This window comes from Phytohabitans houttuyneae (assembly GCF_011764425.1).
GTDB classification, from domain to species: Bacteria; Actinomycetota; Actinomycetes; order Mycobacteriales; family Micromonosporaceae; genus Phytohabitans; species Phytohabitans houttuyneae.
The window spans coordinates 823792-849791 of record NZ_BLPF01000001.1; the positions used below are offsets into that span (position 1 = coordinate 823792).

The window sequence follows — 26000 nt, forward strand, 5'->3', positions numbered from 1 at the left end:
ACGACTGCGGGGCTCGGTCGCTGGCGCTCCCTCACTCCTCGCGCTCACGGGACAACCCCAGAAGCTTGACCTCGTCGGCGCCGTCCGTCTCGTCCAGCGCGACCTTGACGCTCTCGCTGAGCGCGGTGGGGATGTTCTTGCCGACGTAGTCGGCGCGGATCGGCAGCTCGCGGTGGCCGCGGTCGACCAGCACCGCGAGCTGCACCGTGCGCGGGCGGCCGATGTCGCTGAGCGCGTCGAGGGCGGCTCGCACGGTGCGGCCGGAGAAGAGCACGTCGTCGACGAGGATCACGCGGCGACCGTCCACACCGGCCGGCGGCACCTCGGTCGGGCCGACCGCTCGGGTGGCCTGGCTCCGGAGGTCGTCGCGGTAAAGCGTGATGTCCAACACACCGACCGGCACGTCGATGCCTTCGAAAGTGCGGATGCGGTCGGCGAGGCGGCGGGCGAGCGGAACGCCCCGCGTCGGGATGCCGAAGAGAACGGTGTCCGCCGCTCCCTGTGTCTTCTCGAGGATCTGGTGCGCGATGCGGTCGACTATCCGTTTGACGTCGTCGGCGCTGAGAATGGACTTCGCGAGGGCAGCCTGCGGTAACGCCACTGGCGGTCACTCCTTCCCCGCCTCACTGGACGGGCCTTAAAGGGTGTCGATGTCCAGCGCGACCCGTCGGAGACGGGCCGGCCGGTGGCCGCACGCAACGTTACCAGTGGACCTTGCGAACCCCATGAAGCCACTCCTGACCTACGAATCAGTACCAGCGCAAAACCGGACAAGTGAACGCTTATCTCGCGGCAGCGTGTTTAGAGGCACTTGACGCTGTGTCTCAATCCCCGTACCGTCACGCTCCGTAGCGATCCGCTGGGGAGAACCCCGGGCAGAGCACTGGGAGTGTCGGAATGCCCTCTGAGTACGCCAAGTCCTTGGGCGCCCGCCTGCGCTCCATCCGCCAGCAGCAGGGGCTGTCCCTGCAGGGGGTGGAGGAGAAGTCGAACGGGCGCTGGAAGGCCGTCGTCGTCGGCTCGTACGAGCGCGGCGACCGGGCGGTCACCGTGTCCCGCCTCGCCGAGCTGGCGGACTTCTACCGCGTGCCCGTCTCGGAGCTGCTGCCCGACGGCAGCGGTGTCCGGCACGAGCCCACCAACAAGATCGTGCTCGACCTCGAGCGGCTGTACGACGAGGTCTCCGACGAGCTCGCCTACGTCGCCCGGTACGCGCGCGCGATCCAGCAGCAGCGCGGCGACTACAACGGCCGCGTGCTCTCCATCCGCGCCGACGACCTGCGCGCGCTCGCGATCGTGTACGACATCTCGCCCTCCGGCCTCATCGAGCGCCTGACGGAGGCCGGGGTGCTGGTGGCCGACCCGCGGGCGTTCTTCGCCTCCTGACCGGCCCCCGCTAGACGGGCGGCGCGGCGCCTCCTCCCCGGCGCTGCGCGCAAGCCCGCGGTACGCCCCGAAGGCACGCGGTTCATCGAACCGCGTGCCTTTCTCGTTGCCCCATCGACCCGTTTCTCTTTCACGGAGAGAGAACCTCTACCGAGCGTCCCCACCCGTCCGACGACACCGAGTCACCCCCTCCATGAGGAGCCTCTGGAGAAGGTCCAACCCCGTCGCGAGCGGCCGACCGGTCCAGGCTCGTCCGCGGGAGCGGGGGCGGCCCGTCCCGGTGAAGCTGGCCGGCCGCGCAGGGTGAGGCCATGGCGGATGGCGTGGTCGCCGGGAGACGTAAAGCTTGATCATTGTCCCGAAACCCGCGCGACACGCCGTAGGGAGCGCAGTTTTCGGGGCAACGATCATGCGCGGCATCGCGACGCAGACCGAGCACGCGGTCGCGACGGGGCCGAGCACGCGGTCGCGACGGGGGCCGAGCACGCGGTCGCGACGGGGGCCGAGCTCGCGGCGCCACGGGGGGTGAGGTCACGCGAGCGCGGCCCGCCGCAGGCGCGGGCCCCCGACCCACCGAGCGAGGCCGCGGCCGGCGAAGCCCAACGGTCACCGCTCCAGCGACCACTCCGACGGTGTCCCATCAGACATGGAGCCGTCGTCGAAGCGGGCGGAAGCGGGCGGCGGCCAGGCGCCGTCGGGGAAGGCCTCGTGGTCGGCCAGGCGGTGGCGGATCGTGGTGATGGCGTCGCTGACCCACTCGACCAGGGCGGCCAGCGCGGCCGCGCCGCCCGCGACCGCGGCGCAGGCCGTCGCGACGCTCGTGGTGGCCAGGATGAGGGCGGCGGGGGTGCCGACCCCGGTGGCGGCGGCGAGTGCGGCGCCGAAGAGCTGGATCACAGCGGAGCAGAGCGCGGCCGCGATCGCCGCCCACAGGCCGCAGATGCCGATCGCCAGGCGGGCGAGGGCAGTGTCGAGGTCGCCGCCGATGGACTGGAGCGCGGTCAGTGCGGCGCGCTGGCGGGCGGCGGCGTCCAGGTAGGCGTCGGCGGCGCGGCCCTCCCACTCGTAGGCGGCGGCGAGGTGGTCGGGGTCGATTTTGCCGACGTGGTCGCTGAGCGGGCTCGCGAAGTCTTCGATCCAGCGGCGGCCGACCTCCCACACGCGCACCGGGTTGCCCGCCGGGGCGATGAGGCGGCCGACCAGCGCGAAGAGGCGGCGGACCATCGCGAGGAGCTCCTCCAGCAGCCGCACCACCTGCCCGGCCAGGAACGCGGGCAGCGCGCGGGCCACCCGCAGCGCCTCGTCGACGAGGCGGTCGGTGGCGTCGGCGACGCGCTCCAGCAGGCGGCGCACGCGCTCGATGAGGTCGTCGAAGCCGGTGACGTCGACCGGCAGCGGGACGGTGAGCGGGGTGGTCACGGTCACCACTGCCCGCGCAGGCGGTGGACGGCGTCGCGCTCGTCCTGCTCGTATCCCGCGGCGGCGCCGGCCAGCGCGTCGGCGATCTCGGTGAAGCGCAGCGCGCCGTGCGCGGCGAGGATCTGGGCGCGGTGGCGGATCGTCGCATACGTCTCCGGGAGGGCGACCACGCCGCTCAGCGCGCACATGTCGTTGACCGACAGGTCGAGCTGATCGACCACAGTGGACGCTCTAGCCAGGGTGGCGGCCCACTCGCGCCACTCGTGGGCGTCGGAGCGGAGGGCCGCTATCGCGACCCGGATCTCCTCCTCTGTGGGCGGCACGCGACGACGCTACAAACCGCGCCCCCGCCCGGCAACCCCATCGACGCCGATCAAGGGATCAGTGTGTGGTGAACTCCGCGATACGGGCCAGCATGCCGTTGAGAAAGCGGGGCGAGTCGTCCGTGGACATCTGCCGCGCCAGCTCGACCGCCTCGGTGATGGCCACCGCGTCGTCGATCTCGTCGACATAAAGCATCTCGTACACCGCGATGCGCGCCAGGTTGCGGTCGACCACGGGCATGCGGTCGAGCGTCCACCCCTCGGCGTAGCTGGCGATCAGCTCGTCGATGCGGTCGAGGTGGGCGTCGACCCCCTCGATCAGCCCGATCGCGTAGCCAAGGTGCTCGGGGCGGGGCTGCTCCAGCCGCTGGATGTACGCCCGGAGGACGCCCTCCACCGGCAGGTCGCGCAGGTCGGCCTCGAAGAGCACGTCGAGCGCCCGCTTGCGGGCCTTGCGGCGCGCGGGCATCTGCGACTTGGGTGCCTCAGCCATGCCGGACACCCGCCGCGACGCGACAAGCGGACGGCATCACGCCCGGCCGAGGTAGCGGCCGTCGCGCGTGTCGACCTTGATCTTTTCGCCGGTGGTGATGAAGAGCGGCACCTGCACGGTCGCGCCGGTCTCCACGGTCGCCGGCTTGTTGCCGCCGGTGGAGCGGTCGCCCTGCAGGCCTGGCTCCGTGTACGTCACCTCGAGCACGACGCTGGTCGGCAGCTCGATGTACAGCGGGACACCCTCGTGCGTCGCCACCGTGGCCTCGGCCTCGGGAAGCAGGTAGTTGGCCGCCTCGCCGACCGTGCCGCCGGCGACGTGGATCTGGTCGTAGGTGTCCAGGTCCATGAAGACGTAGTCTTCGCCGTCCGCGTAGAGGTACTGCATCGTGCGCTTGTCGACGGTCGCGGTGTCGACCTTGGTGCCCGCGTTGAACGTCTTGTCGACCACCTTGCCGGAGAGCACGTTCTTCAGCGTGGTGCGCACGAACGCGCCGCCCTTGCCGGGCTTGACGTGCTGGAACTCCACGACGGCCCAGAGCTCGCCGTCGAGGTTGAGCACCAGTCCGTTCTTCAGGTCGTTCGTGGTGGCCATGTCCTGCCTTGATCTTCACTCGAGTGATTGACCTATCGAGTCTACCGGTACCCCGCGCGTGCGGCAGACCACGCCCGGCGGGACACCACCAAGCGGGAGACGTCACGAAGACGTCAGCCGATGTCCTCCTGCCGGACATCAATCGCTGACACCCTGCACCCGTGTTGACCAACTGCCGCGCGCTGGGTTTGGGGGGCTCGGTTCTCCTCGCGGTTGGTGGCCTGGCGGCCGGCGCGATGCCCGCGCAGGTGCCGTTCGGCCTGGCGATCCTGCGGCGCCATCCGGGGTGGGGCATCGTGCTCGCGTACACCGGGCTCGTCCTGCTCATCGCCGCCTGGTGGCGCCTGGGCCACCTGGTGCGGTCGGCGACCGGCGAGCGGCCGACCCCGAAGCAGCTGATGGTCACGCTCGCCGTCTGGTCGGCGCCGCTGCTGCTGGCTCCCCCGCTGTTCAGCCGCGACGTGTACAGCTACCTCGCCCAAGGCGCGATGGTCGGCGCCGGCCTCGACGTGTACGAGCACGGGCCGGCCTACTACGGCGGCCCGGTGGCGGCCGAGGTGCCGGCGATCTGGCAGCACACGCCCACGCCGTACGGGCCGCTGTTCCTGCTGGTCGCCACCGGCGTGGCCGCCGCGGCGGGGGCGCACCTGGCGGCCGGCGTGCTCGGCATGCGACTTGTCGCGGTGCTCGGCGTGGTGCTGCTGACCGCGGCGCTGCCCGGCCTCGCCCGCCGCTGCGGCGTCGACCCGGCCGCCGCGCTGTGGCTCGGCGCGCTCAACCCGCTCGTGCTCGCGCACCTCGTCGCCGGCGCGCACAACGACGCGATCATGGTGGGCCTCCTCGTCGCCGGCCTCGCCGCCGCGGTCGCCCGGCGCCCGGCCGTGGGCGCCGCCCTCGTCGCCCTCGCCGCGCTGGTCAAGGCCCCGGCCGCGGTCGCGCTCCTCTTCGTGGCGTCGATCTGGGCGGAGCAGGGCCCGCGGCGCGACGCTGCGGGCGCCCCGGGGCGCTGGCGGCGGGTCCGCACGATGCTCTACTCGGCCGCCGTCGCCGCGGCGACCACCGTCGTGGTCACGGCGGTCGCCGGCACGGGGTACGGGTGGGTCCGCGCCCTCGACACCCCCGTCTCGACGGGCAACTGGTCGCCGATGAGCGTGCTCGGCCGCCTGACCGGCGAGCTGCTGGGCACCGCGCACGCGGTACCCATGTGGCGCTGGATCGGCCTCGGCGCGGCGGTGCTGGCGGGTGCGGTGCTGTGGCTGCGCCGCGCCCACCTCGGCCCGGTGTACGCGGTGGGGCTCGGCCTCGGCGCGATCGTCCTTTTCGGACCGGCGCTGCGCCCCTGGTACCTCCTCTGGGGCCTGGTCCCCCTCGCCGCCGCGGCGCCGGACGGGCGGGTGCGGAAGGTGGCGGCGGCGGCCTGCGCGGCGCTCGCGGTGGTGGTGCTGCCGAGCGGGTTCGCGTTCGGCGCGGAGCAGGTGGCACAGGCGATCTTCGGGTGCGTGCTCGCCGCCGGCCTGGCCGCCGCGATCCTCACGCCCAGCCGGGTGCCGGCGGTCGCCCGGTGAAGGATCTCGACCGCCGGTGGTACCTGATCGCCGGGCTGGCCGCCGCGACGGCGGTCTTCCTCGCGTACGTGCCCGCGCACCGCGGCTTCTTCGACGTCGGCGTCTACCACGGTGCCGTGCACTACTGGCTGCGCGACGGCGGCCAGCTCTACGACTTCCTGCGCCCGCCGACGAACTACGGCTTCACCTACCCGCCCTTCGCCGCGCTGGTGCTCAGCCCGCTCGCGCTGCTGCCGTGGCATCCCGCGATCGCGTTCAGCATCGTGGTCAACACGGCCGCCGGCGCGGCGCTGCTCGGCATGCTCGTCGACCCGGTCGCCAAGCGGCAGGGTTGGCACCGCGGCCTCACGTTCGGGCTGGCGGCGTGCGCGGTGGCGGTGTTCGAGCCGGTCCGCGACACGTTCAGCTTCGGTCAGGTCAACCTCGTGCTGCTCGCGCTCGTCGTGGCCGACACCCGGCTGCTGCGCCAGACCCGGTGGTCGGGTGTGGGCATCGGCCTCGCCACCGCCATCAAGCTGACGCCCGGCATCTTCATCCTGTACCTGCTGGTTTCCGGCCAGCGCCGCGCCGCCGCCGTGGCGGGTGCCACCGCGGGCGCGGCGACGCTGGTGGCGTTCGCGATCGCGCCGGACGCGTCGCGCACCTTCTGGACCGAGGCGCTGTGGGACACCGACCGGATCGGCAACCTCGCCTACGTCTCCAACCAGTCGCTGCAGGGCGTGGTCGCCCGCCTCGACCCGACCGAGCCGAGCAGGCTGGGGTGGCTGCTGCTGGTCGCGGCCGCCATGGCGGTGTGGGTGTACCGCGTGCGCCGCGTCGACCCGCTCACCGGCGCCGCGCTCACCGGCGTCGTGGGGTGCCTGGTCAGCCCGATCACGTGGGTGCACCACCTGGTGTGGGTGCTGCCCGCGCTGCTGCTGCTCGCCGACTCGCGGGCGCGGCGGTGGGCCGCCGTCGCGTACGTCCTGCTGTGCAGCAGCGTCGTCTGGCTGTGGTGGGACGGGCGGGCGCCGGGCGAGTTCATCGGCGCCAACGCCTACGTGTGGATCTGCGTCGCGCTACTGGTCGGCCTGCCGGCGCGCCAGGTGGTGGAGGGCGAGCCGGTAGCCGTCGACGCCCAGGCCGCAGATGACCCCGGCCGCGATGGCGGACACGACCGAGTGGTGACGAAACTCCTCGCGCGCGTGGATGTTCGAGATGTGGACCTCGATGAGCGGCGCGCGCAGGAGCGCGCAGGCGTCGCGCACCGCGTACGAGTAATGTGACCACGCCGCCGGGTTGAGCACCACGGCCGCCTGCTCGTCGGCGGCGGCGTGCAGCCAGGCCAGCATCTCGTGCTCGACGTCGGTCTGCCGCACCTCCACGTCGAGGCCCAGCTCCTTGCCGGTCGCCTCGCAGAGCTCGACGAGTCCCGCGTACGACGTCACCCCGTACACGTCGACCTGCCGCGTACCGAGCCGCCCCAGGTTGGGTCCATTGAGGACATAGACCTTGCTCACTGTGCCCCCTGGTTCGCTCGCTCGTGCGGCGCCAAAGGCGACGTCTTCCTCCGCCACCCCGAAACCCCGACTCCGTCGGCGGGCCGACTCCGTCCAGACGCCGCCGCGCCAACTCGCTCGCTCACTGTGCCCCCCGGTTCGCTCGCTCGTGCGGCGCCAAAGGCGACGTCTTCCTCCGCCACCCCGAAACCCCGACTCCGTCGGCGCTCACGCCGCCACCTCCTCGTACGCCGCCCGCAGCAGTTCGTCGTCCGGACCGTCCAGGATGGACGGCTTGGCGAGCCCGTCCAGCACCACGAAGCGCAGCCGCGAGCCGCGCGCCTTCTTGTCCACCCGCATGGTGGCGAGCAGGTCCGGCCAGGCCCGCCCCGGGTATGCCGTCGGGAGTCCGAGCGCCTCCAGCACCGCGCGGTGCCGCGCGGCCGTGGCGTCGTCGAGGCGGCCGGCGAGGCGCCCGAGCGCCGCCGCGTAGACCAGGCCCACCGAGACGGCGTGGCCGTGACGCCACGAGTAACCCTCGACCTTTTCGATCGCGTGGGCGAGCGTGTGCCCGTAGTTGAGCACCTCCCGCAGCCCACCCTCGCGCAGGTCGGCGCCGACCACGTCGGCCTTGACCCGCACGGCCCGCTCGACAAGCTCGCGGATGCTGCCCTCGTCGGCGCCCTTCGCCTCGATGAGGTCGAGGATCGCGGGGTCGGCGATGAACCCGCACTTGACCACCTCGGCCAGCCCCGCCACCAGGTCGACCGGCGGCAGCGTGTCGAGCATGGCGAGGTCGCAGAGCACGCCGGCCGGCGGGTGGAACGCACCCACGAGGTTTTTGCCGGCGGCGGTGTTGACGCCGGTCTTGCCGCCCACGGCCGCGTCGACCATGCCGAGCAGGCTTGTGGAGACCGGCACCCAGCGCACCCCGCGCAGCCAGCACGCCGCGACGAACCCGGCGAGGTCGGTCACCGCGCCCCCGCCGACGCCGACGACCGCGTCGGTGCGCGTGAAGCCCGCCGCACCCAGCTGGTCCCAGCAGTGCGCGGCGACGTCGATGCTCTTACCCGCCTCCGCGTCCGGCACGTCGATGGCGAGCGGCGCGATGCCGGCGTCGGCGACGCGCGCGGCGATGGCGTCGGCGTGCGCCCGCAGGGGCGGTGCGTAGAGAATCGCGGCGCGCGCGGCCCCGTCGAGCAGGCGCGGCAGCTCGTCGAGCAGGTCGCGCCCCACGAGCACGTCGTAGGGCCGCTCACCCCCGACCCCGATCGTGGTCACGTCATCCATCGCCGTGCAGCCTAGCCCGTCCGCGTCACGCGACGCTCGGCCGCCACCCGGCCGGTGGGTCCTCGCCGACCCGCCCGTCGACCGCCTCCCGGATGAGGTCCGCGTGGCCGGTGTGCCGCCCCGAGCCGCGCCCGCGGGGGTCAGCGGAGGCGGACCACCGCCGGGTGGCGGGTGGCCATCTCGGCCAGGTGCTTCGCGTACTCCCCCACCGCCTCGCGCAGGTCGTCCGGGCGCAGGACGGTGAACGGCCAGCCCAGGCCGGCGAGCATGTGTGCCATGCCGTCCAGGCGGTTGGCGCGGCACCGCAGCAGCACGCCGTCTTCGGTCTCGGTCAGCTCGGCCACGCTCGGCGGGATGCGGCGGCGGGCCTGGTCCAGGTCGGTCTCGAGCAGGACCTCGACCTCCCACGTGTACGGCACGCCGGCCAGCGACCGCGTCACATGTCCCACCGCGTCGAAGCCCTCCGGCACCGCGAACGTCTCCGTGCCGGACTCCACCGCGCTGATCCGGTCCAGGCGGAACGTGCGGATCTCGCCGCGGCGGTGGTCGTGCCCGGTCAGGTACCAGCGGCCGGCGTGGAAGACGAGGCCGTACGGGTCGACCTGGCGCAGTGACACGCCGCCGCGCCAGGAGCGGTACGTCAGGCTCACGCGGTGGCGCGACCGGGTGGCGGCGCCGAGTGCGAGCAGTGTGGCGGTCGCGGGGCGGGCGACGCCCTCCTGGCGGGGACGCAGCGTGAAGCCGAGCGACTCGCGGACCGCGCCCAGCCGCTCGGCGAGGGCGCGGGGCAGCACGCGCTCGATCTTCGCGAGCGCGATCCCGGTCGCCGGGGCCTCGGTGCTGAGGCCCAGCTGGTCGGCGGCGAGGAGGCCGAGCACCACGGCCACCGCCTCGTCGTCGGTGAGCATCAGCGGCGGCAGCTTGTAGCCGGGGCTGAGCCGGTAGCCGCCGTAGCGCCCGCGGTTGGCCGTGACGGGGATGCCGAGGTCGGCGAGGGTGCCCGCGTACCGCCGCACGGTGCGCTCGTCCACCCCGAGGCGCGCGCCGAGGTCGGCGCCGGTCAGGCGGTGGTGGGTCTGGAGGAGCTCCAGCATGCCCAGTACGCGTGAGGCAGGATGTGACACAGGTCACGCTCCTTAATCGGGCGGGATGCGTCCGGATTCGATCCTAACGTTGCGCTCATGACGACATTTGTGCTGGTACCCGGGTTCTGGATCGGTGGATGGGCGTGGGACGAGGTTGCCGCCTCACTACGCGCCGCGGGTCACCGCGTCCACCCCGTCACTTTGACCGGTGTCGCGGAGAATGCGCACCTCGCCACGCCAGAGACCAACCTCGACACCCACACGGACGACGTGGTGCGGCTGATCGAGGAGGAGGACCTGCGCGACGTGGTGCTCGTCGGCCACTCGGGCGGCGGCATGCCGGTCACCCAGGCGGCCGACCGGATCCCGCAGCGGATCAAGCGCGTCGTGTACGTGGACAGCGGGCCGCTGCCGGACGGCGTGTCGCAGTTCGACACCAACCCGCCGGAGGAGCAGGAGCGGCTGCGCGCGCAGATCGGCGACGGCCACCTGCTGCCGGTGCGGGACTGGGACGCGCAGGCCGACCCCGCGCTGCTGGCCGGGCTAGACGAGGCCACGCTGGCGACGCTGCGGGAGCGGTCGACGCCGCACCCGCTCGGCGCGGCCACGCAGCCGGTGCGGCGCACGGCCGGCGGCGACGACCTGCCGGTCGCGCTGGTGGCGTGCCTCTTCCCGGTCGAGCAGGTGGAGGCGATGGTGGCCGAGGGACACCCGTTCTTCGCGGCGTTTCGGGGCGGCGAGATCCGCGGGCTGCCGACCGGCCACTGGCCGATGTTCAGCGAGCCGAAGCGCCTCGCCGAGATCCTCGACGAGCTGAGCTGACGCCTACGGCTTGAGGAGCGTCACGATCTCGTCGGCGATCTCCACCGGGTCGCGGCCGTCGGTCGCCACGGTGAACGTCGCGACCTCCTCGTACAGCGGGCGGCGCTGGTCCATCAGGTGCTTCAGCGTCGCCCGCGGGTTGATGGCCAGCAGCGGCCGGCCCGCGCCCAGCCCGACGCGGCTGACCGCGTCGGAGAGGCCGACGGAGAGGAAGACCACCGAGTGGCCGGCCAGCACGGCCCGCGTGCGCTCCGAGAGGACCGCACCGCCGCCGAGGGCGAGCACGCCACCGAAGGAGGCCAGCGCCGACTTCACGGCGGCTTCCTCGAGGGTACGGAAGTGGGCCTCGCCCTCGTCGATGAAGATTTCGGAGATCGGCTTGCCCGCGTCGGCCTCGATGTCGGCGTCGGTGTCCCGGAAGGCGGTGCCCAGCCGCTCGGCGAGCAGCTCGCCGACGGTCGTCTTGCCGGCGCCCATCACGCCGACGAGCACGCAGGCCGGTCTCACCGCACGACCTCGATCGCCCGCTCGCCGCCGGCGGCCGGCCGCGACAGCTCGCTCACCGGATGACCAGGTTGTCGATGTAGCCGGCGAGGTTGCGCCGGATCTCCACGACCGAGTCGCCGCCGAACTTTTCCGTCGCCGCCTCGGCCAGCACCAGCGCCACCATCGCCTCGGCCACCACGGCCGCGGCCGGGACGGCGCACACGTCGGAGCGCTGGTTGATGGCGGTGGCCGGCTCGCCGGTGGCGACGTCCACGGTGGACAGCGCGCGGTTGAGCGAGGAGATCGGCTTCATCGCGGCCTTGACCCGCAGCGGCTCGCCCGTGGTGATGCCGCCCTCCAGCCCGCCGGCGCGGTCGGTGACCCGCTTGACGCCGCTCGCCGTCGGGATGATCTCGTCGTGCGCCACCGACCCGCGGGAACGGGCCTGCAGCCACGCGTCGCCGACCTCCACGCCCTTGATGGCCTGGATCGACATCAGCGCCGTGGCGAGGCGGGCGTCGAGCTTGCGGTCCCACTGCACGTGGCTGCCCAGCCCCGGCGGCACGCCGTAGGCGAGCACCTCGACGATGCCGCCCAGCGTGTCGGCGTCCTTCTTCGCGGCGTCGACCTCGGCGACCATGCGCGCGCTCGCCTCCGGGTCCAGGCAGCGCAGCGGGTCGGCGTCGACCCGCTCGGCGTCCTCGGGGCGGGGGCGAGGCCGGGCTTGGCGGCCACCGAGCCGAGCTCCACGACGTGCGAGACGATCTCGATGCCGAGCGCCTGCTTGACCAGCGCCTTGGCGACCGTGCCGACGGCGACCCGCGCGGCGGTCTCCCGGGCGCTGGCCCGCTCGAGGATGGGGCGGGCGTCGGTGTGCCCGTACTTCTGCATGCCGGCCAGGTCGGCGTGCCCGGGGCGGGGCCGGGTCAGCGGCGCGTTGCGCGCCTGCGCGGCCAGCACGTCCGGGTCGACCGGGTCGGCGGCCATGACGGTCTCCCACTTGGGCCACTCGGAGTTGCCCACGCGGACGGCCACCGGGCTGCCGAGCGTCACGCCGTGGCGGATGCCGCCGATGATGTCGACGACGTCCTGCTCGAACGCCATCCGGGCACCCCGGCCGTAACCGAGCCTCCGCCGAGCCAGCTCCCGCCCGATATCGGCGCTCGTCACCAGGACCCCGGCCGGAACACCTTCGAGGACAGCGACCAGCGCGGGGCCGTGCGACTCACCCGCGGTCAACCAGCGCAACACCGGAACAGTCTGTCACGCGCCACTCCAGCGCCGCCCCGAGGGCGCGCTCAGGGGAGTTGATCAGGGAGTTGGTGGTGCGACACGCCGCACGGCACGCCCACGAAGTCCCTGATCAACGCCGGAGGGCGGCGGCGAACAGGGCCGCTCGCATGGGCGCTCGGGGGCTGGGGAGATGCCGGTGAACTGTTGCCACTGGTCTATCGCCTGGGCCAGGAGGAGGTCCAGGCCGGAGACTATGCGGCAGCCGGCCGCCGTGGCTGCCGCCGCCAACGGGGTGGGCCACGGGTCGTAGAGGGCGTCGAAGAGCACAGTGGACGGTCGCCAGGCCACCTCGGCGGCGAGGGAGTCGGCGACGCCCTTCGGCACGGTGGAGATCACCACGTCGGCGGTCGCGTGCGCCGCGGCGTCGGCCCACCCCGCCCCGGCGAACGGCACACCCACCGCCTCGGCCACCGGGCGCAGCTCGGCGACCGCCTCGGGCCGCCGCGCCACCACCGTCACGCCCGCGGCACCGCAGCGCGCGGCCGCCGCGATCGCGGCACGCGCCGTGCCACCCGCCCCGAGCACCGTGAACGACGCGCCGCCGGGCACCTCGCCCAGCGCGTCGACCATGCCCGGGATGTCAGTGTTGTCCGCGTGCCAGCCGTCGATGGCCCGTACCAAAGTGTTGGCGGCACCGACCGCGGCCGCGACCGGGGAGACCTGGGTGGCCACCGACAGGGCCACCTCTTTGAGCGGCATCGTGAGCGACAGGCCGGCCCACTGCGGGCCGAGGCCGTCGACGAGGGTGGCCAGCTCGGACTCGGCGCACTCGATCGCGGTGTACGCCCACCCGGTGAGGCCGGCGGCCGCGTAGCCCGCGTTGTGGATGACGGGCGAGAGCGAGTGGGCGACCGGCTTACCCAGCACGGCCGCCCGGTGAATCGTCTCGGTCAAAGGACGCCGTTCTCCCGCGCGATCTGCTTGTTTCGCTCATGCTGGGCGTTGTCGTTGGTAAATGCCGACTTGCCCGACTTGTCGATCGCGACGAAGAAAAGCCAATTGCCCTGCGGCGGTGCCATCGCGCCTTCGAGAGCGTGCTTGCCCGGGTTGTTGATCGGCGACGGGATGAGGCCCTTGAGCTTGCGGTTGTACGGGTTTTTCGGGTCGTCGAGCTCGGAGACCGTCATGTCCTTGGACGCCTTGATCGGCAGGCCGCGCAGCTCGCGCCAGTAGTTGACCGTCACGTCCATTTCGAGGCAGTTGCACGGGAACTCGCCGTAGAGCCGGTTGTACGCCACGCGCGCGACCTTGCCCAGATCCTCCTGGATGCCCGCCTCCGCCTGGGCGAGCGACGCCACGATCAGCACGTCGTAGGGCGTGAGGTTGAGCGCCTGCGCCTTCTCGTCGAACTTCAGCTCGCCCGTCACCGTGAGAAAGCGGTCGACCATCGTGCGCACGATGTCCGCGGCCGTCCACTTAGGATCGATCTCGTACGTGTCCGGGAAGAGGAAGCCCTCGATCGACGGCGTCACCTTCTTGCCGTCGCTCCGCTTGAACCACCAGTCCGGGATGCCGAGCTCGATCGGGTCCTTGGCCGCCTTTTCGAACTCGGCCACCGGGATCTTCGTCTTCTCCGACAGGAGCTTGAAGGTCGCCTTGGCCGACAGCCCTTCGCGGACCAGCACGCCGTTGACAATCTTGTTCTTCAGGTCGAGCAGCATGTTGACCGCCTCGGCACCGCTCATCTGCAGACGCAGCTTGTACGTGCCGGGCTGGATGTTCTGGCTGCGCGAGTTTGCCTGCGCCGCCTCGGTGAACGCCTTGGCGCTCTTGACCACGTCGGCCGTCACCAGCGTGTTGGCGATGTCGGTCGCCGTCTCGCCCTGTTTGATGGTGATGGTGACCTCGCCCTGGCCGGCGCCCTCGTAGTCGGCGGTGGTGAAGAAGCCCTGCACGCGGTCGAAGCCGTACCACACGCCGGCACCGAGGCCGCCGAGCATCACGACCACCACGAGCAACGCGATCACGCTCTTGCCCGCGCCGCCACGCCGCTTCTTCTGGCCACGCTTGCGGCCCCGACGATGTCGCCACCGTTCGACGGGTTCATCGTCGAACGCAAGCTCCAACTCGTCGATCATCACGCTCGCCTCCGCTGCGCGTCTAGCCAGCCCTGCAGGATCTCCACAGCGGCCGCTTGGTCGACAACCGCACGTTGGCGCTTTCCCCGCACGCCACGTTCGGCCAGCCTACGGGTTGCCGCGACGGTGGACATCCTCTCGTCGGCCAACCGCACCGGAACCGGCGCGATCGCCTTGCTCAAGCGCTCGGCATATGCCCTGGCCTGCACCGCCGCTGGTCCTTCTTTCCCGGCGAGTGTCACCGGCAACCCGACCACGACCTCTACGGTTTGATACGCATCTACGAGTCGTGCAAGTTCAAAGATATCGGAAGGAATAGCATCAACTTCCGCATTCAGGTCGCGACGCAGAGTGCTCAATGGGGTGGCGAGAATCCCGTCCGGGTCACTCAAGGAGACACCGACACGCACCTGGCCAACGTCGACGCCGAGGCGTGTGCCGCGTACAAACTCGCCCATATGCTCCCTTACTCCCGCGCGCATCTCCACCAATGTTCCCGCACGCGCCCGCGCTCGCACCGCCGGCGCCCGTGAAGCAGCAAAATCCCTGCCTTTGCTGCCTCACACCGCGCGGGAGGCAGCAAAAACAGGGATTTTGTCCCCACGCGGCGAAGCGGGCCTCGTGGCCCGCTTCGGCTGGGCTACACAGTCGTCAGGGCGTGCTCCACCGCGGCCAGCAGGCGGGGCGCCTCGTCGGCCGGCAGGCCGCCGCCCTGGGCCAGGTCGGGGCTGCCGCCGCCACGGCCGGACAGTGCGCCCTTGACCAGGTCGGACGCCGACACACCGCGGCCGCGCGCGGCCTGGTTGACCGCCACGACGAGCGACGCCTTGCCGCCCGACCGCGCCGCCACCGCGACCACCGCCGGGCGGGCCGGGTCGACCTTGCCGCGGATCTCCTGGGCCAGCGTGCGCACGTCGTTGCCGCCCGCGCCCTCCGGCGCCTCGGTGCCCACGTAGGCGATGCCGCCCACGTCGCGCGCCGACGACGCCAGCGACGCCGCACCGCCGAGCACGAGCTGGGCGCGGAGCTTCTCCAGCTCCTTCTCCGCGTCGCGCAGCTGGGTCACGGTCTGCTCGACCCGCTCGGCGACCTGCTCGTTGGGCACGCGGTAGAGCTCGGCAAGCCGCGACACCAGCAGGTGCTCGCGCGCCAGGTAGCCGAACGCGTCGATGCCGACGAGCGCCTCGACGCGGCGTACCCCGGAGCCGATCGACGCCTCGGACAAGATCTTGACGAGGCCGAGCTGGCCGGAGCGGGCCACGTGGGTGCCGCCGCACAGCTCCCGGGCGTAGTCCCCGACCTCGACGACGCGCACCTCGTCGCCGTACTTCTCGCCGAACAGCGCCATCGCGCCCAGCCGCCGCGCTTCCTCCTGGGAGGTGATGAACGCGTGCACCTCCAGGTCGCCGAGAAGCACCTCGTTGACCTGCTGCTCCACGTCGTGCAGCACGCTCGGCGACACCGCGCCCGGTGTGTTGAAGTCGAAGCGCAGCCGGCCGGGCGCGTTCAACGAGCCCGCCTGGGTCGCCGACTCGCCGAGGAAGTTGCGCATCGTCTGGTGCACGAGGTGGGTGGCGGTGTGTGACCGCGAGATCGCCTTACGCCGCGTGACGTCGATCTCCGCGTACCCCGTGTCGCCGGCGCGGACCTCGCCGCGCACGACGCGCGCCTTGTGAACGATCAGGCCGGGGACGGGCTGCTGGACGTCGATGACCTCCACCTGGCCGTCGCCGACGGTGATCAGCCCATGGTCGGCCTGCTGCCCGCCGCCCTCGGCGTAGAACGGGGTCGCGTCGAGCACCAGCTCGATCTGCTCGCCCTCGCCTGCCGCCGCCAGCGCCACGCCGCCCGCGCCGAGCACCGAACGCACCCGCGACTCGCGCGTCACCTCGTGGTAGCCCGTGAACTCCACGGGGCCACCGGCGTCGAGCGCCGAGCGGTACGACGAGAGGTCCGCGTGGCCGGTCTTGCGCGCCTTCGCGTCCGCCTTCGCCCGCGCCCGCTGGTCCGCCATCAGCCGGCGGAAGCCGTCGGCGTCGACGGTGAGGCCCTGCTCCGCCGCGATCTCCAGGGTGAGGTCGATCGGGAAGCCGTACGTGTCGTGCAGCTGGAACGCCTGGTCGCCGGAGAGCGTGGGGCTCCCCTGCTGCTTGGCGGTCGAGATCGCCGTGTCGAGGATCGTGGTGCCCGCGCGCAGCGTGGACAGGAACGCGTCCTCCTCCGCGTACGCGTACTGCGAGATGCGGTCGAAGTCGGTCGCCAGCTCCGGGTACGACGGGGCCATGCAGTCGCGGGCCACCGGCAGCAGCAGCGGCAGTGCCGGCTCCTGCCAGCCCAGCAGCCGCATCGCGCGGATCGCGCGGCGCATGATGCGACGCAGCACGTACCCCCGGCCCTCGTTGGAGGGGGTGACGCCGTCGCCGATCAGCATCAGCGCGGTGCGCACGTGGTCGGCGATCACCCGCAGCCGCACGTCGTCGGGGTGCGACTCGCCCGCCACGTGGCCGGACTTCGCGCCGTACTCCTTGCCGGTCAGCTCCGCGGCGAGCGCGAGGATCGGGCGGACCTCGTCGATCTCGTACAGGTTGTCGACGCCCTGCAGGATCGACGCGATCCGCTCCAGGCCCATGCCGGTGTCGATGTTTTTGCTCGGCAGCTCGCGGACGACGCGGAAGTCCTCCTTCGACGTCACGTCCGCGATCTCGTACTGCATGAAGACGAGGTTCCAGAACTCCAGGAACCGGTCCTCGTCGACGTCGGGGCCGCCCTCCGGCCCGTACGCCGGGCCGCGGTCGTAGTAGAGCTCCGAGCACGGGCCGGCCGGCCCGGGGATGCCCATCGACCAGTAGTTGTCCCGCTTGCCGCGGCGCACGATGCGGTCCAGCGGCAGGCCGACCGTCTTGTGCCAGATCTCGATGGCCTCGTCGTCGTCGAGGTACACCGTCGCCCAGATCCGGTCGGCGTCGAGGCCGAAGCCGCCCTCGGACACCGGCTTGGTCGACAGCTCCCACGCCAGCGGGATCGCGCCCGCCTTGAAGTAGTCGCCGAACGAGAAGTTGCCGTTCATCTGGAAGAACGTGCCGTGCCGCGACGTCTTGCCGACCTCGTCGATGTCCGGCGTGCGGATGCACTTCTGCACGCTTGCCGCGCGGTCGTAGGGCGGGGTGCGCTGGCCGAGGAAGAACGGCACGAACTGCACCATGCCCGCGTTGATGAACAGCAGGTTGGGATCGTCGATGGCGGGCAGCGGAGCGGAGGGCACCACCGTGTGCCCATTGGCCGCGAAGTGGGCCAGGAACCGCCGCTTGATCTCCGCCGTCTTCATCGATCGCCTCTCCGTGTCATCAGTTCCTCGTCGACGTCACCCTCGAAGTGGACGCCCGCCTCGATCGCCTCGTGGATCTCCTGCTCGCGCTCGGCCATCCCCTCACGGACGTCGTCCATGAAGCTACGCACGGACTCGACGAGCCCGCCAGCGGATTCCGAGAGCGACGCGGCGATGCCGCCCGGTGTGTACGACTGGGCTTTCTGCGAGACCTTGCGCACGACCAGCGCGCCCACCGCCAGCCCGACACCCAACCAGAGCAACCGCCTCATGGCCTTCATCCTTCCCGTACCGCCGGTCACGCCCGCCTCCGGGGTCGGCGCTCGACCCCGGGTCGGCGGAGCGTGTCAGCCGGCGACCTGTCCTGCCTTGCGTGCCGCTCGGGCCGCCTTGCGCCGCTGCTTGAGGGTGGTGCGCACCTCGCGCTCGTCGTCCGCGTGGCGGCGCGCGGCGGCGGCGCGGCGCACCCCGTAACCGAACGCGGCGACCTTCACCAGAGGGTTGGCCGCGGCGGCGGACACGACGGTGGCCAGGTTGGCCACGTTCGCCGTGACGCTCTGCGCGTGGCCGGTGATGGTGTCCACCTTGGCCAGCTGGACGTTCACACCGTCCAACGTGGTGTGCACCTGCCCCAACGCCTCGTTGACACCCAGAATCGTGGTGTTGACGTTACCCAGCAGCGGTGCGGTGCGGTCGTTGATGTCGTTGATGGCGCGGGTCGCCGCGTCCACTGTGTGCCGCAGGCGCAGGATCGGCACCGCCAGCACCAGTACGAGCATCAGGAACGCACCGGCCGCCACCAGCGCCGCGATCTCTCCACCTGTCACGCCCGTCCTCCTCCGCCCGGAGCCACCCAATCGCCAACGTGCAGACCCTACCGTCAGTGACGGGCGGCCGCCGGGTCAGGAGGCCGTTGGCGCCGGATCGTCCAGCAACGGGTCGTCGGTGAACACCGGATCCGGGTCCTCACCGGTCAGTGACGGGTCCGTGCTCGGCGCCGGCTTGACGCGGTCGTCGTCGATGGCGTTGCGCACCTTCACCGACACCACGGAACCCTCACACGAGCCACCCGGCGCGGCCGGCGGCGGTGTCGCCGGCGGGGTGCCCCCGTCCTGCGGCGCGGCGGCGCACGAGGGCGGCCGCACCCACAGGTCGAGCGTGAGCTCGTCGCGCGTCCAGCACGTGTAGTGGCCCGGCACCGGCTGCTCGGGGCACATCTTCGCGGCTTCCCACCGCCGCCAGCCGGCCTCCGCGAGCGCCGCCTCGTACACGTCCGTGGTCTGCTCCGGCCCCTGCTGCGACTGCGCCGTCCGCTCCCGGAAGCGGCAGTCCACAAGGCACCATCGGCTGCCGCTGACCGCGTCCTGCACGTTCTGCGCGGCCCAGCCGGGCACGTTGAGGGCGTCGAGCGAGTTGAGGACGGGGTCGCGCGTGGCGGTGCGGATGCCGAAGTAGAGCGGCAGCGCACCGAGCACCAGCAGGCTCGCGACGACAAGGGCGACGAGGCGCCAGGTCCGCTGCTCCCGGGCCTCCGCCGGCCCGGGACCACCATCGCGGTCCAGCGCATCATCGGGTACGGATTCCGGTCCGTCACCGGGACCGTTGAACGGCACCGCCGGACGCGTCGGCCGTACACCCGGCTCGGCCGGCGGCGCGACGGACGCGCGCGCGACGGCGACCGGCTCACCCTCTCCGGCGACCGGGCTGCCGGGCGGTCCGATGGGACTGCCCGCGAACCCGACGGGGCTCCCCGTCGGCGCCACGGGACTGCCCGGCGGCGCCACGCGCCCCTCGACCGGCGCCGCCGCCCGCGCGGCCCTCGGTCCCGAACCCGGCGCCGGCACACCCGCCCGCCCCGGTTCGGCAGCTCCCACGGCTCCCGGTGGTACCACCGGCGCGGCCGCGGCCGCCCGAGCGGTCACCACGCCATCCGCGCCCATGCCACCCGGCGCCCGCGCGGCTCCCCGCGCGCCACCCGCGCCGTGTCCGTCAGGTCCCGGCCCGCCTACGCCCCGCGCCTCCGGCCCCGGGCCACCCGGCCCGCGCCCGCCAGGGCCGCGCCCGGGGACACTGGCCACGCCCGCGCCGTTGGGCCCTCGACCGGGTCCGCCGTTCGGCCCGGTGGGTGCACCACCGGCGCGCGGGTCGTCGAGGTCATGCATCTCACCGCGGCCGAGCGGGCCGCCGTGTACCGGTCCGGCACCGGGCGTCCTGGCCCGGCCCGCCGCTCCGCCCGGCACGCCGGGGCCGTCCGCCATGCTCTGGCCGTCGGGCGCCGCACGCCCACCCGCCCGGCCGGCGCGTGCGCCCGGTCCCCCGGGTCCGCCCGGTCCCCCAGGTCCGCCCGGTCCCCCAGGTCCCCCAGGTCCCCGGGTCCGCCGGCTGCGCCCGGTCCACCTGGGATGCCAGGTCCGCCAGGTCCGCCAGGTCCGCCCGGTCGCCCTGGTCCGTTTTGTCCGCCGGGTCCGCCCGGTCGTCCAGGTCCGTTTTGTCCGCCAGGTCCGCCCGTGGCGCCGGGTCCAGCGGGGATGCCAGGTCCGCCCGGTCCACCAGGAATGCCCGGTCCACCGGGAATGCCGGGGCCACCGGCCGAGCCGCGGCCACCGGGCACCGCGGGGCTGCCGGGTGTGCCGCCGGCTCGGGGGCCGGCGGGTCGTCCTGGGCCGGCGGGGACCCGCGAGCCGCCCGGCATGCCGGGACCGTCCGCCATGCCCGGCCCGTCAGGTCCGTGCGCCCCACGTGCGCCTGGGGCGTCCGGCGCGAAGGGCGTGTGCGGGCGGGGCTGCCCGTCAGGTCCACGCGGTCCTGGAGCGTCCGGCGGGAAGGGTGTGTGCGGGCGCTGCCCGTCAGGTCCATGTGCCCCACGCGGGCCTGGAGCGTCCGGCGCGAAAGGCCCGTGCGGGCCCGGCTGCCCGTCCGGCCCGAAACGGGCGGCGGGTCCGCCACCCGGACGGGCGCCGCCGCGACCGCGCGAGCCGCCCGGCAGGATCGCACCCTGCCGGCCCGGCACCACGGGCGGAGCCACCGGCGCGGCGCGACCCGAGGGTGCGCCCGGGCCGCCGTCCGAGACAGGCGCGGGGCCAGGACCGCGACGCGGGTCGGGACCGGCCTGTCCGATCGGCGGGCGTGGCCGCCCCATCCCCCGGCCGCCACGGGGTCGGCCCCCGGGTCCGGCGAAGCCTTCGAGGTCGTCGTCCACGGGCGGCCGAGGCCCGCGCTCACCCATGCCCGGTGCGGCGGCCCGGCGGTGCGCTTCGTCGGGTTCGCCGGTGTCGTAGCCGCCGGCCCCCCGCGCCCGGCGGCGACCGCCGTCGGGTTCGGCGATGTCGCCCGTGTCATAGCCCGCAGGCCCACCCGCACCACGCCCACGACGGCGACCACCATCCGGGTCAGCGACGTCGCCCGTGTCATAGCCCGCAGGCCCACCCGCACCACGCCCACGACGGCGACCACCGTCCGGGTCAGCGACGTCGCCCGTGTCGTAGCCCGCAGGCCCACCCGCACCACGCCCACGACGGCGAGCACCGTCCGGGTCAGCGATGTCACCGGTGTCGGGGCCGCTCCGGACACGGCGGCGCGAGCCGTCCGGCCCGTCGGTGTAACCGGGCGGCGGCAGGTCCGGTCTCGGCGGCCCGGCCGGTGCCGCACCGCGCCCGTCGGGGTCGGCCCAACTCTCGGGCGACGCCTGGTCAGACACGCGCGGCCCGCTGCCGGTCGTCTCCTGGTCGACCCAGCGGGAGCGGGCGCCACCGCCAGTGCGCTCACCCCGGGGGACCGTCCGCTGCCCGCTGGTGCGGGAGCGCGTCCGCGGCAGCGGCTCGTCGGGCACGCCCGGCGCGGCGACCGCCGGCGCGGCGGGGTCGGGCTCGGCGTGCCGGGAGGCACGGGCACCGGGCAGCGGCACCTGCGGACCACCGTCGCGGGGCTCCCCCACGCCATCACGGCGCCCAAACGCGCCATCGTGCCGCTCGGGTCCGCCGTCGTGCCGGCCCGGCGCGCCGTCGTGGCGGCCTGGTGTGCCGGCACGCGGGAGATCGGGTCCCGGCGCGCCGCCACGCGGAAGGTCGGGTGCGCCGTCGTGGCGGCCGGGCACGCCACCGCGCGGGAGATCGAGTCCCGGCGCGCCGCCACGCGGAAGGTCGGGTGCGCCGTCGTGCCGGCCGGGCACGCCACCGCGCGGGAGATCGAGTCCCGGCGCGCCGCCACGCGGAAGGTCGGGTGCGCCGTCGTGCCGGCCGGGCACGCCACCGCGCGGGAGATCGAGTCCCGGCGCACCACCGCGTGGAAGGTCGGGTGCGCCGTCATGCCGGCCCGGCGCGCCGCCGCGTGGCAGATCTGGCCCCGGCGCGCCACCGCGTGGCAGATCGGCTCCCGGCGCGCCGCCGCGCGGGAGGTCGGGGGGTGGCGGGACGTCGGGTGCGTTGCCGGAGGCGGGCACGACGCTGTCCGCGGGGCGACCGAAGGCCGGCGCCGGAGCCGCCATGGCCTGGAAGCCGCCGGTGTTGGGCTCCGCGTGCGGCGGCGGGCTCGGCCGGACCGGGGTCGGCTCGCCGTGCCGTCCGGGCGTGGCGCCGCCGTGGCGGGGCTCGCCGGGGTGGGCGGCGTCGCCGTGGCGGAGCGGCGGGAAGTCCTGACTGGGCGCGGCCGGGTCGAAGCGGCCACGCGGGCCGCCGTCGGTGTGGCGCGGATCGGGCTCGCCGCGGCGGGCTCCCGGCGGAACGGCCGCGAAGCCACCCGTGTCACCCGGACGCCCGGGCGCGGTAACACCGCCGTGCCTTCCGGGGCCCGCGTCGCCGTGCCGCCCGATGTCGCCGGTGTCGCCGTGGCGACCGGCGGGGCCGCCGTGCCTGCCGCCCGTCACGTCGCCCGTGTCACCGTGCCGGCCACCGCCATGCCGGCCGGACGCCATCACGTCGCCGGTGTCGCCGTGCCGGCCCGCACGGCCGCGACCGGTGATGTCACCCGTGTCGCCGTGCCGGCCGGGGGCGTCACCCGGCTCGCCGTGCCGGCCCGGACCGCCCGCGCCGTCGAAGCGGCCGGGCGGGGGCGCGCCGCCGAACCCGCCGCCGTCGCCCATCGGCACGACCTGGTCGAAGCCGCCGCTGTCCGGACCGCGCCGTGGCGGGCCGGCTGGCTCGAAGCCGCCGGCCGGGCCACCCCGCGGTGCACCGGGTTCGTCGAAACCGCCGCCGGGCGCACCGCGCCGCGCTGGGCCGCCAGGCTCGTCAAAGCCGCCCGGGCCGCGTCGCGGCGGCGCCGCGGGGTCGTCGAAGCCGCCGCCGGCCGGACCGCGCCGTGGCGGCGCACCCGGGTCGTCGAAACCGCCGCCGGCGGCGCCGCCCCGCGGTGGGCCACCGGGCTCGTCAAAGGCGCCGCGCCGGGGTGGGCCGCCAGGCTCGTCGAAGCGGGTGCGGGCGGCGGCGTCGCCGCGGCGGGTCGGGTCGGGGTATCCGGGTGGGGGCATCGCGTCGGGGTGGCGGCCGTGCGGGGGCTCGCCGCCGGGGCCGGCCACCACGGGAGGGCCGGCGGGCGGTGGTGCCTCGCGACCGCCCGGGCCGCCGGGCCGGCGTGCTGTGGGGCGGTCGCCGCGTGGCGGCGCGCCCGCTCCCGGGGCCTCCGGGGCGAACGGGACGGGCTGCCCCCGCTGCGCGCTCGGCAGCGGCACGACTGGCTCCTCGGGGCGGCGGGGCGCGGCGGTGGGCCAGCCGTCCTCGTCGCCCTCCTCCTCGTCGCCGGTGGGCAGCTTCGCGTACGCCGAGGCGCCCGCGGCACCCGGCCCGATCGCGGCGCCCTGCTCCTTCGCGGTGCGCAGGTCGTCGAGCCAGCCGGTCTCCTCGCCGCTCACCGGCTCGTCGACGGGCTCCTCGCCCTTGCCACGCCCCCACCGCTTAGGCATCGTCACCTCGCACGATCCGGCGGAGCGCGGACAGGCGCGCGGCCACCGCGCGCTCCGCACCGTGCTCGCCAGGCCGGTAGTAGTCGGTGCCCGCCAGGTCGTCCGGCGCGTACTGCTGGGTGACCACGCCGCGCGGGTCGTCGTGCGGGTACCGGTAGCCAATGCCATGACCGAGCCCGCGCGAGCCCGAGTAGTGGGCGTCCCGCAGGTGGCGGGGAACGGAGCCGCCGCGCCCCGCTCGTACGTCGGCCATCGCCTTGCCGATCGCCACCGTCGCCGAGTTCGACTTGGGTGCGGTGGCGAGGTGGATCACTGCGTGGGCGAGGTTGAGCTGCGCCTCGGGCAGCCCCACGTACTCCACGGCGTGCGCGGCCGCCGTCGCCACCGAGAGCGCGGTGGGGTCGGCCATGCCCACGTCCTCGCTTGCGAAGATCACCATGCGGCGGGCGATGAAGCGCGCGTCCTCCCCGGCCACCAGCATGCGGGCCAGCCAGTGCAGCGCCGCGTCGGGATCCGAGCCGCGCATGCTCTTGATGAACGCGCTGGTCACGTCGTAGTGCGCGTCGCCGTCCCGGTCGTACCGCACCGCGGCCACGTCGACCGCCTGCTCGGCCGTGGCGAGGTCGATGACCTTGGCGTCGAGGGCGGCGGCGGACGAGGCGGCCGCTTCGAGGGCGGTCAGGGCCTTGCGCACGTCGCCGCCCGCCAGCCGTACCAGATGGTCTTCGGCCTCTTGATCAAGAGTGACCGCCCCACCCAGCCCGCGCTCGTCGGTGGTCGCGCGTCGGACGAGGCCGCGCACGGCGTCGTCGTCGAGCGGCTGGAGGGTGAGCAGCACACATCGGGACAGGAGCGGCGAGATCACGGAAAAATACGGGTTTTCCGTGGTGGCCGCGAGTAGCGTGACCGTGCGGTCTTCCACGGCCGCGAGCAGCGAGTCCTGCTGAGTCTTGCTGAAGCGGTGCACCTCGTCGATGAACAGCACGGTGGGCGGCCCGCCGGACCGCCGCTCGCGCCGCGCCGTGTCGATCACCGCGCGCACGTCCTTGACGCCGGCCGAGAGGGCCGACATCGCCACGAACCGCCGGTCGGTGGCCGCCGCCACCAGGTGCGCGATCGTGGTCTTGCCGCTGCCCGGCGGCCCCCACAGGATCACCGACATCGGCGTCGAACCGCCGACCAGCTGCCGCAGGGGCGCGCCGGGTGCCAGCAGGTGATCCTGACCGACAAGCTCGTCGAGCGTCGCCGGCCGCATCCGCACCGGCAACGGGGAGTCGGCGCCGGGTGGGGTGAACCCACCCGTGGCGCCACCCCCCACCGGCGCGCCGCGCGCGCCGGTGGCCGTGAGGGGGAACAGGCCGTCGGTCTCCATCACCCAGAGACAGTACCGGCCGATCGTCAGCCGCGGCCGGGCCGCCGTCCCCGGTACCACCGACCGCCACCGCCGCCGGAGGGGCCGCGGCCGAGGCCAGCGAAGTACAGGGCCAGCAGGAACAGGCCGATCAGGACAAGGGTGTTCCAGTTGAACAGGTCCGGCGCACCCAGGTCGGAGTCGAGCAGGTCGAGCAACAGCGCGAAGCCGAACACCGCGGCAGCAGCGATGGCGAACATGAATCCTCCTTGAGGGGGGTTTGGTGCACGCCTCATGTACCCCGCGCCACATCCCGCCAAGCGTCCACCGTGGACATTTCTGGCGCGGCCTAGGCTGCGAACGTGGAGGTGGTCACGGGGCGGGAGGCGGTCGTGGCGGCGGCCGGCGACTCCCCGTATGCCAGGCTGAACACGCAGGGTGAGGTGACCGGCTATCTCGTTGCCGGTACCACCGCTTGGGTCGACCGGACCCCCGCGGGCCCGCTCGCCTGCGCGGTGGGTGAGCCCGCGCGGGCCGTGGAACTGCTGGCCGCCTCCGGCGCGTCGTGGCTGCATCTGCCGCGCGCCGTGGCCGGCGAGGTGGACCACCTGCCGGTGGCGCACCGCGACGACTGGGACTTCCTGTGGACGGCCTCGCCGCCGCCACCGCGGCCCGGCGAGGAGGCCGTGACGCAGCTCACTCCCGCCGACGAGCCGGACATCGAGGCGTTGCTCGCCGCGGCCTTCCCCGAGACGACCACCCGTCCGGGTGACCCGCGGGTGCGGGCGTGGTTCGGCATCCGTGCGCGGGGCCGCCTCGTCGCCTGCGGCGCCGACCGCAGCCGCGGTGGTGTCGGCTTTCTCGCCGGCCTCACGGTCCACCCCGACCAGCGCGGTCGCGGCCTGGGCGCCGCCCTCACCGCGGCCGTCGTCCGCCGCCACCTGACGGGGTACGGCGTGTCGTCGCTCGGCGTCCTCTCCAGCAACGCGCCGGCCCTGCGCCTCTACCGCGCGGTCGGCTTCACGGACTCGCTGGCCCGCACGTCGGTCCGCATCACTTAGGTCGTGCGCGTTGATCAGGGAGTGCCGAGTCCCTGATCAACCGCGAGAGGAGACG

At 73.8% G+C, this 26000-nt stretch carries 21 protein-coding genes and 3 pseudogenes; 5 read left to right on the forward strand and 19 right to left on the reverse strand.

What is annotated here, in order from left to right; translation table 11 throughout:
• Positions 1 to 31 precede the first annotated feature (31 nt).
• On the reverse strand, positions 32 to 601 hold the full coding sequence (gene pyrR, locus Phou_RS03790) for a bifunctional pyr operon transcriptional regulator/uracil phosphoribosyltransferase PyrR (protein WP_173053571.1): 570 nt from the start codon (positions 599 to 601) through the stop codon (positions 32 to 34).
• Between the two features lie 296 nt (positions 602 to 897).
• On the opposite strand from pyrR, the gene bldD reads away from it, so the two are divergent.
• Positions 898 to 1386, forward strand: a complete 489-nt coding sequence (bldD, locus tag Phou_RS03795; RefSeq protein ID WP_173053573.1) for a transcriptional regulator BldD — start codon at positions 898 to 900, stop codon at positions 1384 to 1386.
• Between the two features lie 606 nt (positions 1387 to 1992).
• Here bldD and Phou_RS03800 read toward each other — a convergent pair.
• The 4 genes from Phou_RS03800 to efp are packed head-to-tail and all read right to left on the reverse strand — an operon-like array spanning position 1993 to position 4215.
• Entirely contained in the window at positions 1993 to 2805 is an 813-nt protein-coding gene (locus tag Phou_RS03800; protein WP_173053575.1) for a hypothetical protein, read from the reverse strand.
• 2 nt (positions 2806 to 2807) lie between these two features.
• Positions 2808 to 3128, reverse strand: a complete 321-nt coding sequence (locus Phou_RS03805) for a hypothetical protein (protein ID WP_173053577.1) — start codon at positions 3126 to 3128, stop codon at positions 2808 to 2810.
• A gap of 58 nt (positions 3129 to 3186) precedes the next feature.
• The gene (gene nusB, locus Phou_RS03810) at positions 3187 to 3597 is read right to left on the reverse strand and encodes a transcription antitermination factor NusB (protein ID WP_173058093.1); all 411 of its coding nucleotides are present in this window, start codon (positions 3595 to 3597) and stop codon (positions 3187 to 3189) included.
• 60 nt (positions 3598 to 3657) lie between these two features.
• Positions 3658 to 4215 (reverse strand): elongation factor P, encoded by a 558-nt coding sequence (efp, locus tag Phou_RS03815; protein WP_173053579.1) that lies wholly within the window; start codon positions 4213 to 4215, stop codon positions 3658 to 3660.
• A gap of 161 nt (positions 4216 to 4376) precedes the next feature.
• Between efp and mptB the strand changes: the two genes are divergently transcribed.
• Together mptB and Phou_RS52145 are read left to right on the forward strand one after the other, a co-directional pair.
• A complete protein-coding gene (gene mptB / locus Phou_RS03820) occupies positions 4377 to 5780 on the forward strand; it encodes a polyprenol phosphomannose-dependent alpha 1,6 mannosyltransferase MptB (RefSeq protein WP_173053581.1) in 1404 nt (467 codons plus the stop codon).
• Positions 5777 to 6916 (forward strand): annotated as a pseudogene (locus Phou_RS52145) (glycosyltransferase 87 family protein); the annotation flags it as partial. The gene mptB and the pseudogene Phou_RS52145, both read left to right, overlap by 4 nt.
• Here the strand turns inward: Phou_RS52145 and aroQ are convergent.
• From aroQ to Phou_RS03840, 3 genes are all read right to left on the reverse strand, one after another.
• Entirely contained in the window at positions 6839 to 7279 is a 441-nt protein-coding gene (aroQ, locus tag Phou_RS03830) for a type II 3-dehydroquinate dehydratase (RefSeq protein ID WP_173053583.1), read from the reverse strand. The pseudogene Phou_RS52145 and the gene aroQ sit on opposite strands and share 78 nt — an antisense overlap.
• Before the next feature lie 207 nt (positions 7280 to 7486).
• Positions 7487 to 8548 carry a 3-dehydroquinate synthase gene (gene aroB, locus Phou_RS03835; protein ID WP_173053585.1) on the reverse strand — a complete coding sequence of 354 codons (1062 nt, stop codon included), beginning with the start codon at positions 8546 to 8548 and terminating at the stop codon, positions 7487 to 7489.
• A 140-nt stretch (positions 8549 to 8688) separates the two neighbouring features.
• Positions 8689 to 9672, reverse strand: a complete 984-nt coding sequence (locus Phou_RS03840) for a helix-turn-helix transcriptional regulator (protein ID WP_173053587.1) — start codon at positions 9670 to 9672, stop codon at positions 8689 to 8691.
• A gap of 57 nt (positions 9673 to 9729) precedes the next feature.
• Here Phou_RS03840 and Phou_RS03845 point away from each other — a divergent pair, with 57 nt between their 5' ends.
• Positions 9730 to 10455, forward strand: coding sequence for an alpha/beta fold hydrolase (locus Phou_RS03845; protein ID WP_173053589.1), 726 nt, complete (start codon positions 9730 to 9732; stop codon positions 10453 to 10455).
• Positions 10456 to 10458: 3 nt separating this feature from the next.
• Here the strand turns inward: Phou_RS03845 and Phou_RS03850 are convergent, their stop codons facing one another.
• The 11 genes and pseudogenes from Phou_RS03850 to Phou_RS03900 form a co-directional block, all read right to left on the reverse strand.
• The gene (locus Phou_RS03850; RefSeq protein ID WP_173053591.1) at positions 10459 to 10962 is read right to left on the reverse strand and encodes a shikimate kinase; all 504 of its coding nucleotides are present in this window, start codon (positions 10960 to 10962) and stop codon (positions 10459 to 10461) included.
• 52 nt (positions 10963 to 11014) lie between these two features.
• Positions 11015 to 12192, reverse strand: a pseudogene (gene aroC / locus Phou_RS03855) (chorismate synthase).
• 112 nt (positions 12193 to 12304) lie between these two features.
• Positions 12305 to 13101: pseudogene (locus Phou_RS03860) on the reverse strand (shikimate dehydrogenase).
• A 23-nt stretch (positions 13102 to 13124) separates the two neighbouring features.
• Positions 13125 to 14312, reverse strand: coding sequence for an endolytic transglycosylase MltG (mltG, locus tag Phou_RS03865; protein WP_173053593.1), 1188 nt, complete (start codon positions 14310 to 14312; stop codon positions 13125 to 13127).
• The gene (gene ruvX, locus Phou_RS03870) at positions 14312 to 14770 is read right to left on the reverse strand and encodes a Holliday junction resolvase RuvX (RefSeq protein ID WP_173053595.1); all 459 of its coding nucleotides are present in this window, start codon (positions 14768 to 14770) and stop codon (positions 14312 to 14314) included. The genes mltG and ruvX overlap by 1 nt, the downstream gene beginning before the upstream one ends.
• A gap of 182 nt (positions 14771 to 14952) precedes the next feature.
• Positions 14953 to 17637, reverse strand: a complete 2685-nt coding sequence (gene alaS / locus Phou_RS03875; protein ID WP_173053597.1) for an alanine--tRNA ligase — start codon at positions 17635 to 17637, stop codon at positions 14953 to 14955.
• Positions 17634 to 17909 (reverse strand): hypothetical protein, encoded by a 276-nt coding sequence (locus Phou_RS03880; RefSeq protein WP_308784478.1) that lies wholly within the window; start codon positions 17907 to 17909, stop codon positions 17634 to 17636. The genes alaS and Phou_RS03880 overlap by 4 nt, the downstream gene beginning before the upstream one ends.
• A 75-nt stretch (positions 17910 to 17984) precedes the next feature.
• Entirely contained in the window at positions 17985 to 18464 is a 480-nt protein-coding gene (locus Phou_RS03885) for a DUF948 domain-containing protein (protein ID WP_173053599.1), read from the reverse strand.
• 75 nt (positions 18465 to 18539) lie between these two features.
• Positions 18540 to 19250: a hypothetical protein gene (locus tag Phou_RS03890; RefSeq protein ID WP_371872166.1), complete on the reverse strand. Its 711-nt coding sequence runs from the start codon at positions 19248 to 19250 to the stop codon at positions 18540 to 18542.
• Positions 19251 to 23525: 4275 nt separating this feature from the next.
• Complete coding sequence (locus tag Phou_RS03895) at positions 23526 to 24905, reverse strand: replication-associated recombination protein A (RefSeq protein ID WP_173058095.1); 1380 nt, start codon at positions 24903 to 24905, stop codon at positions 23526 to 23528.
• A gap of 26 nt (positions 24906 to 24931) precedes the next feature.
• The gene (locus Phou_RS03900; RefSeq protein ID WP_173053601.1) at positions 24932 to 25144 is read right to left on the reverse strand and encodes a hypothetical protein; all 213 of its coding nucleotides are present in this window, start codon (positions 25142 to 25144) and stop codon (positions 24932 to 24934) included.
• Positions 25145 to 25246: 102 nt separating this feature from the next.
• On the opposite strand from Phou_RS03900, the gene Phou_RS03905 reads away from it, so the two are divergent.
• The gene (locus tag Phou_RS03905) at positions 25247 to 25945 is read left to right on the forward strand and encodes a GNAT family N-acetyltransferase (RefSeq protein WP_173053603.1); all 699 of its coding nucleotides are present in this window, start codon (positions 25247 to 25249) and stop codon (positions 25943 to 25945) included.
• Positions 25946 to 26000: the final 55 nt, after the last annotated feature.

Excerpts from the sequence above, each read along its gene's own strand:
- aroB (WP_173053585.1), bottom strand. The coding sequence starts at position 8,548 with ATGGATGACGTGACCACGATCGGGGTCGGGGGTGAGCGGCCCTACGAC.
- alaS (WP_173053597.1), bottom strand. The coding sequence starts at position 17,637 with ATGAAGACGGCGGAGATCAAGCGGCGGTTCCTGGCCCACTTCGCGGCC.
- Phou_RS03895 (WP_173058095.1), bottom strand. The coding sequence starts at position 24,905 with ATGGAGACCGACGGCCTGTTCCCCCTCACGGCCACCGGCGCGCGCGGC.
- Phou_RS03845 (WP_173053589.1), top strand. The coding sequence starts at position 9,730 with ATGACGACATTTGTGCTGGTACCCGGGTTCTGGATCGGTGGATGGGCG.
- nusB (WP_173058093.1), bottom strand. The coding sequence starts at position 3,597 with ATGCCCGCGCGCCGCAAGGCCCGCAAGCGGGCGCTCGACGTGCTCTTC.
- Phou_RS03900 (WP_173053601.1), bottom strand. The coding sequence starts at position 25,144 with ATGTTCGCCATCGCTGCTGCCGCGGTGTTCGGCTTCGCGCTGTTGCTC.
- bldD (WP_173053573.1), top strand. The coding sequence starts at position 898 with ATGCCCTCTGAGTACGCCAAGTCCTTGGGCGCCCGCCTGCGCTCCATC.
- mltG (WP_173053593.1), bottom strand. The coding sequence starts at position 14,312 with ATGATCGACGAGTTGGAGCTTGCGTTCGACGATGAACCCGTCGAACGG.
- Phou_RS03880 (WP_308784478.1), bottom strand. The coding sequence starts at position 17,909 with ATGAGGCGGTTGCTCTGGTTGGGTGTCGGGCTGGCGGTGGGCGCGCTG.
- efp (WP_173053579.1), bottom strand. The coding sequence starts at position 4,215 with ATGGCCACCACGAACGACCTGAAGAACGGACTGGTGCTCAACCTCGAC.
- ruvX (WP_173053595.1), bottom strand. The coding sequence starts at position 14,770 with ATGGGCGAGTTTGTACGCGGCACACGCCTCGGCGTCGACGTTGGCCAG.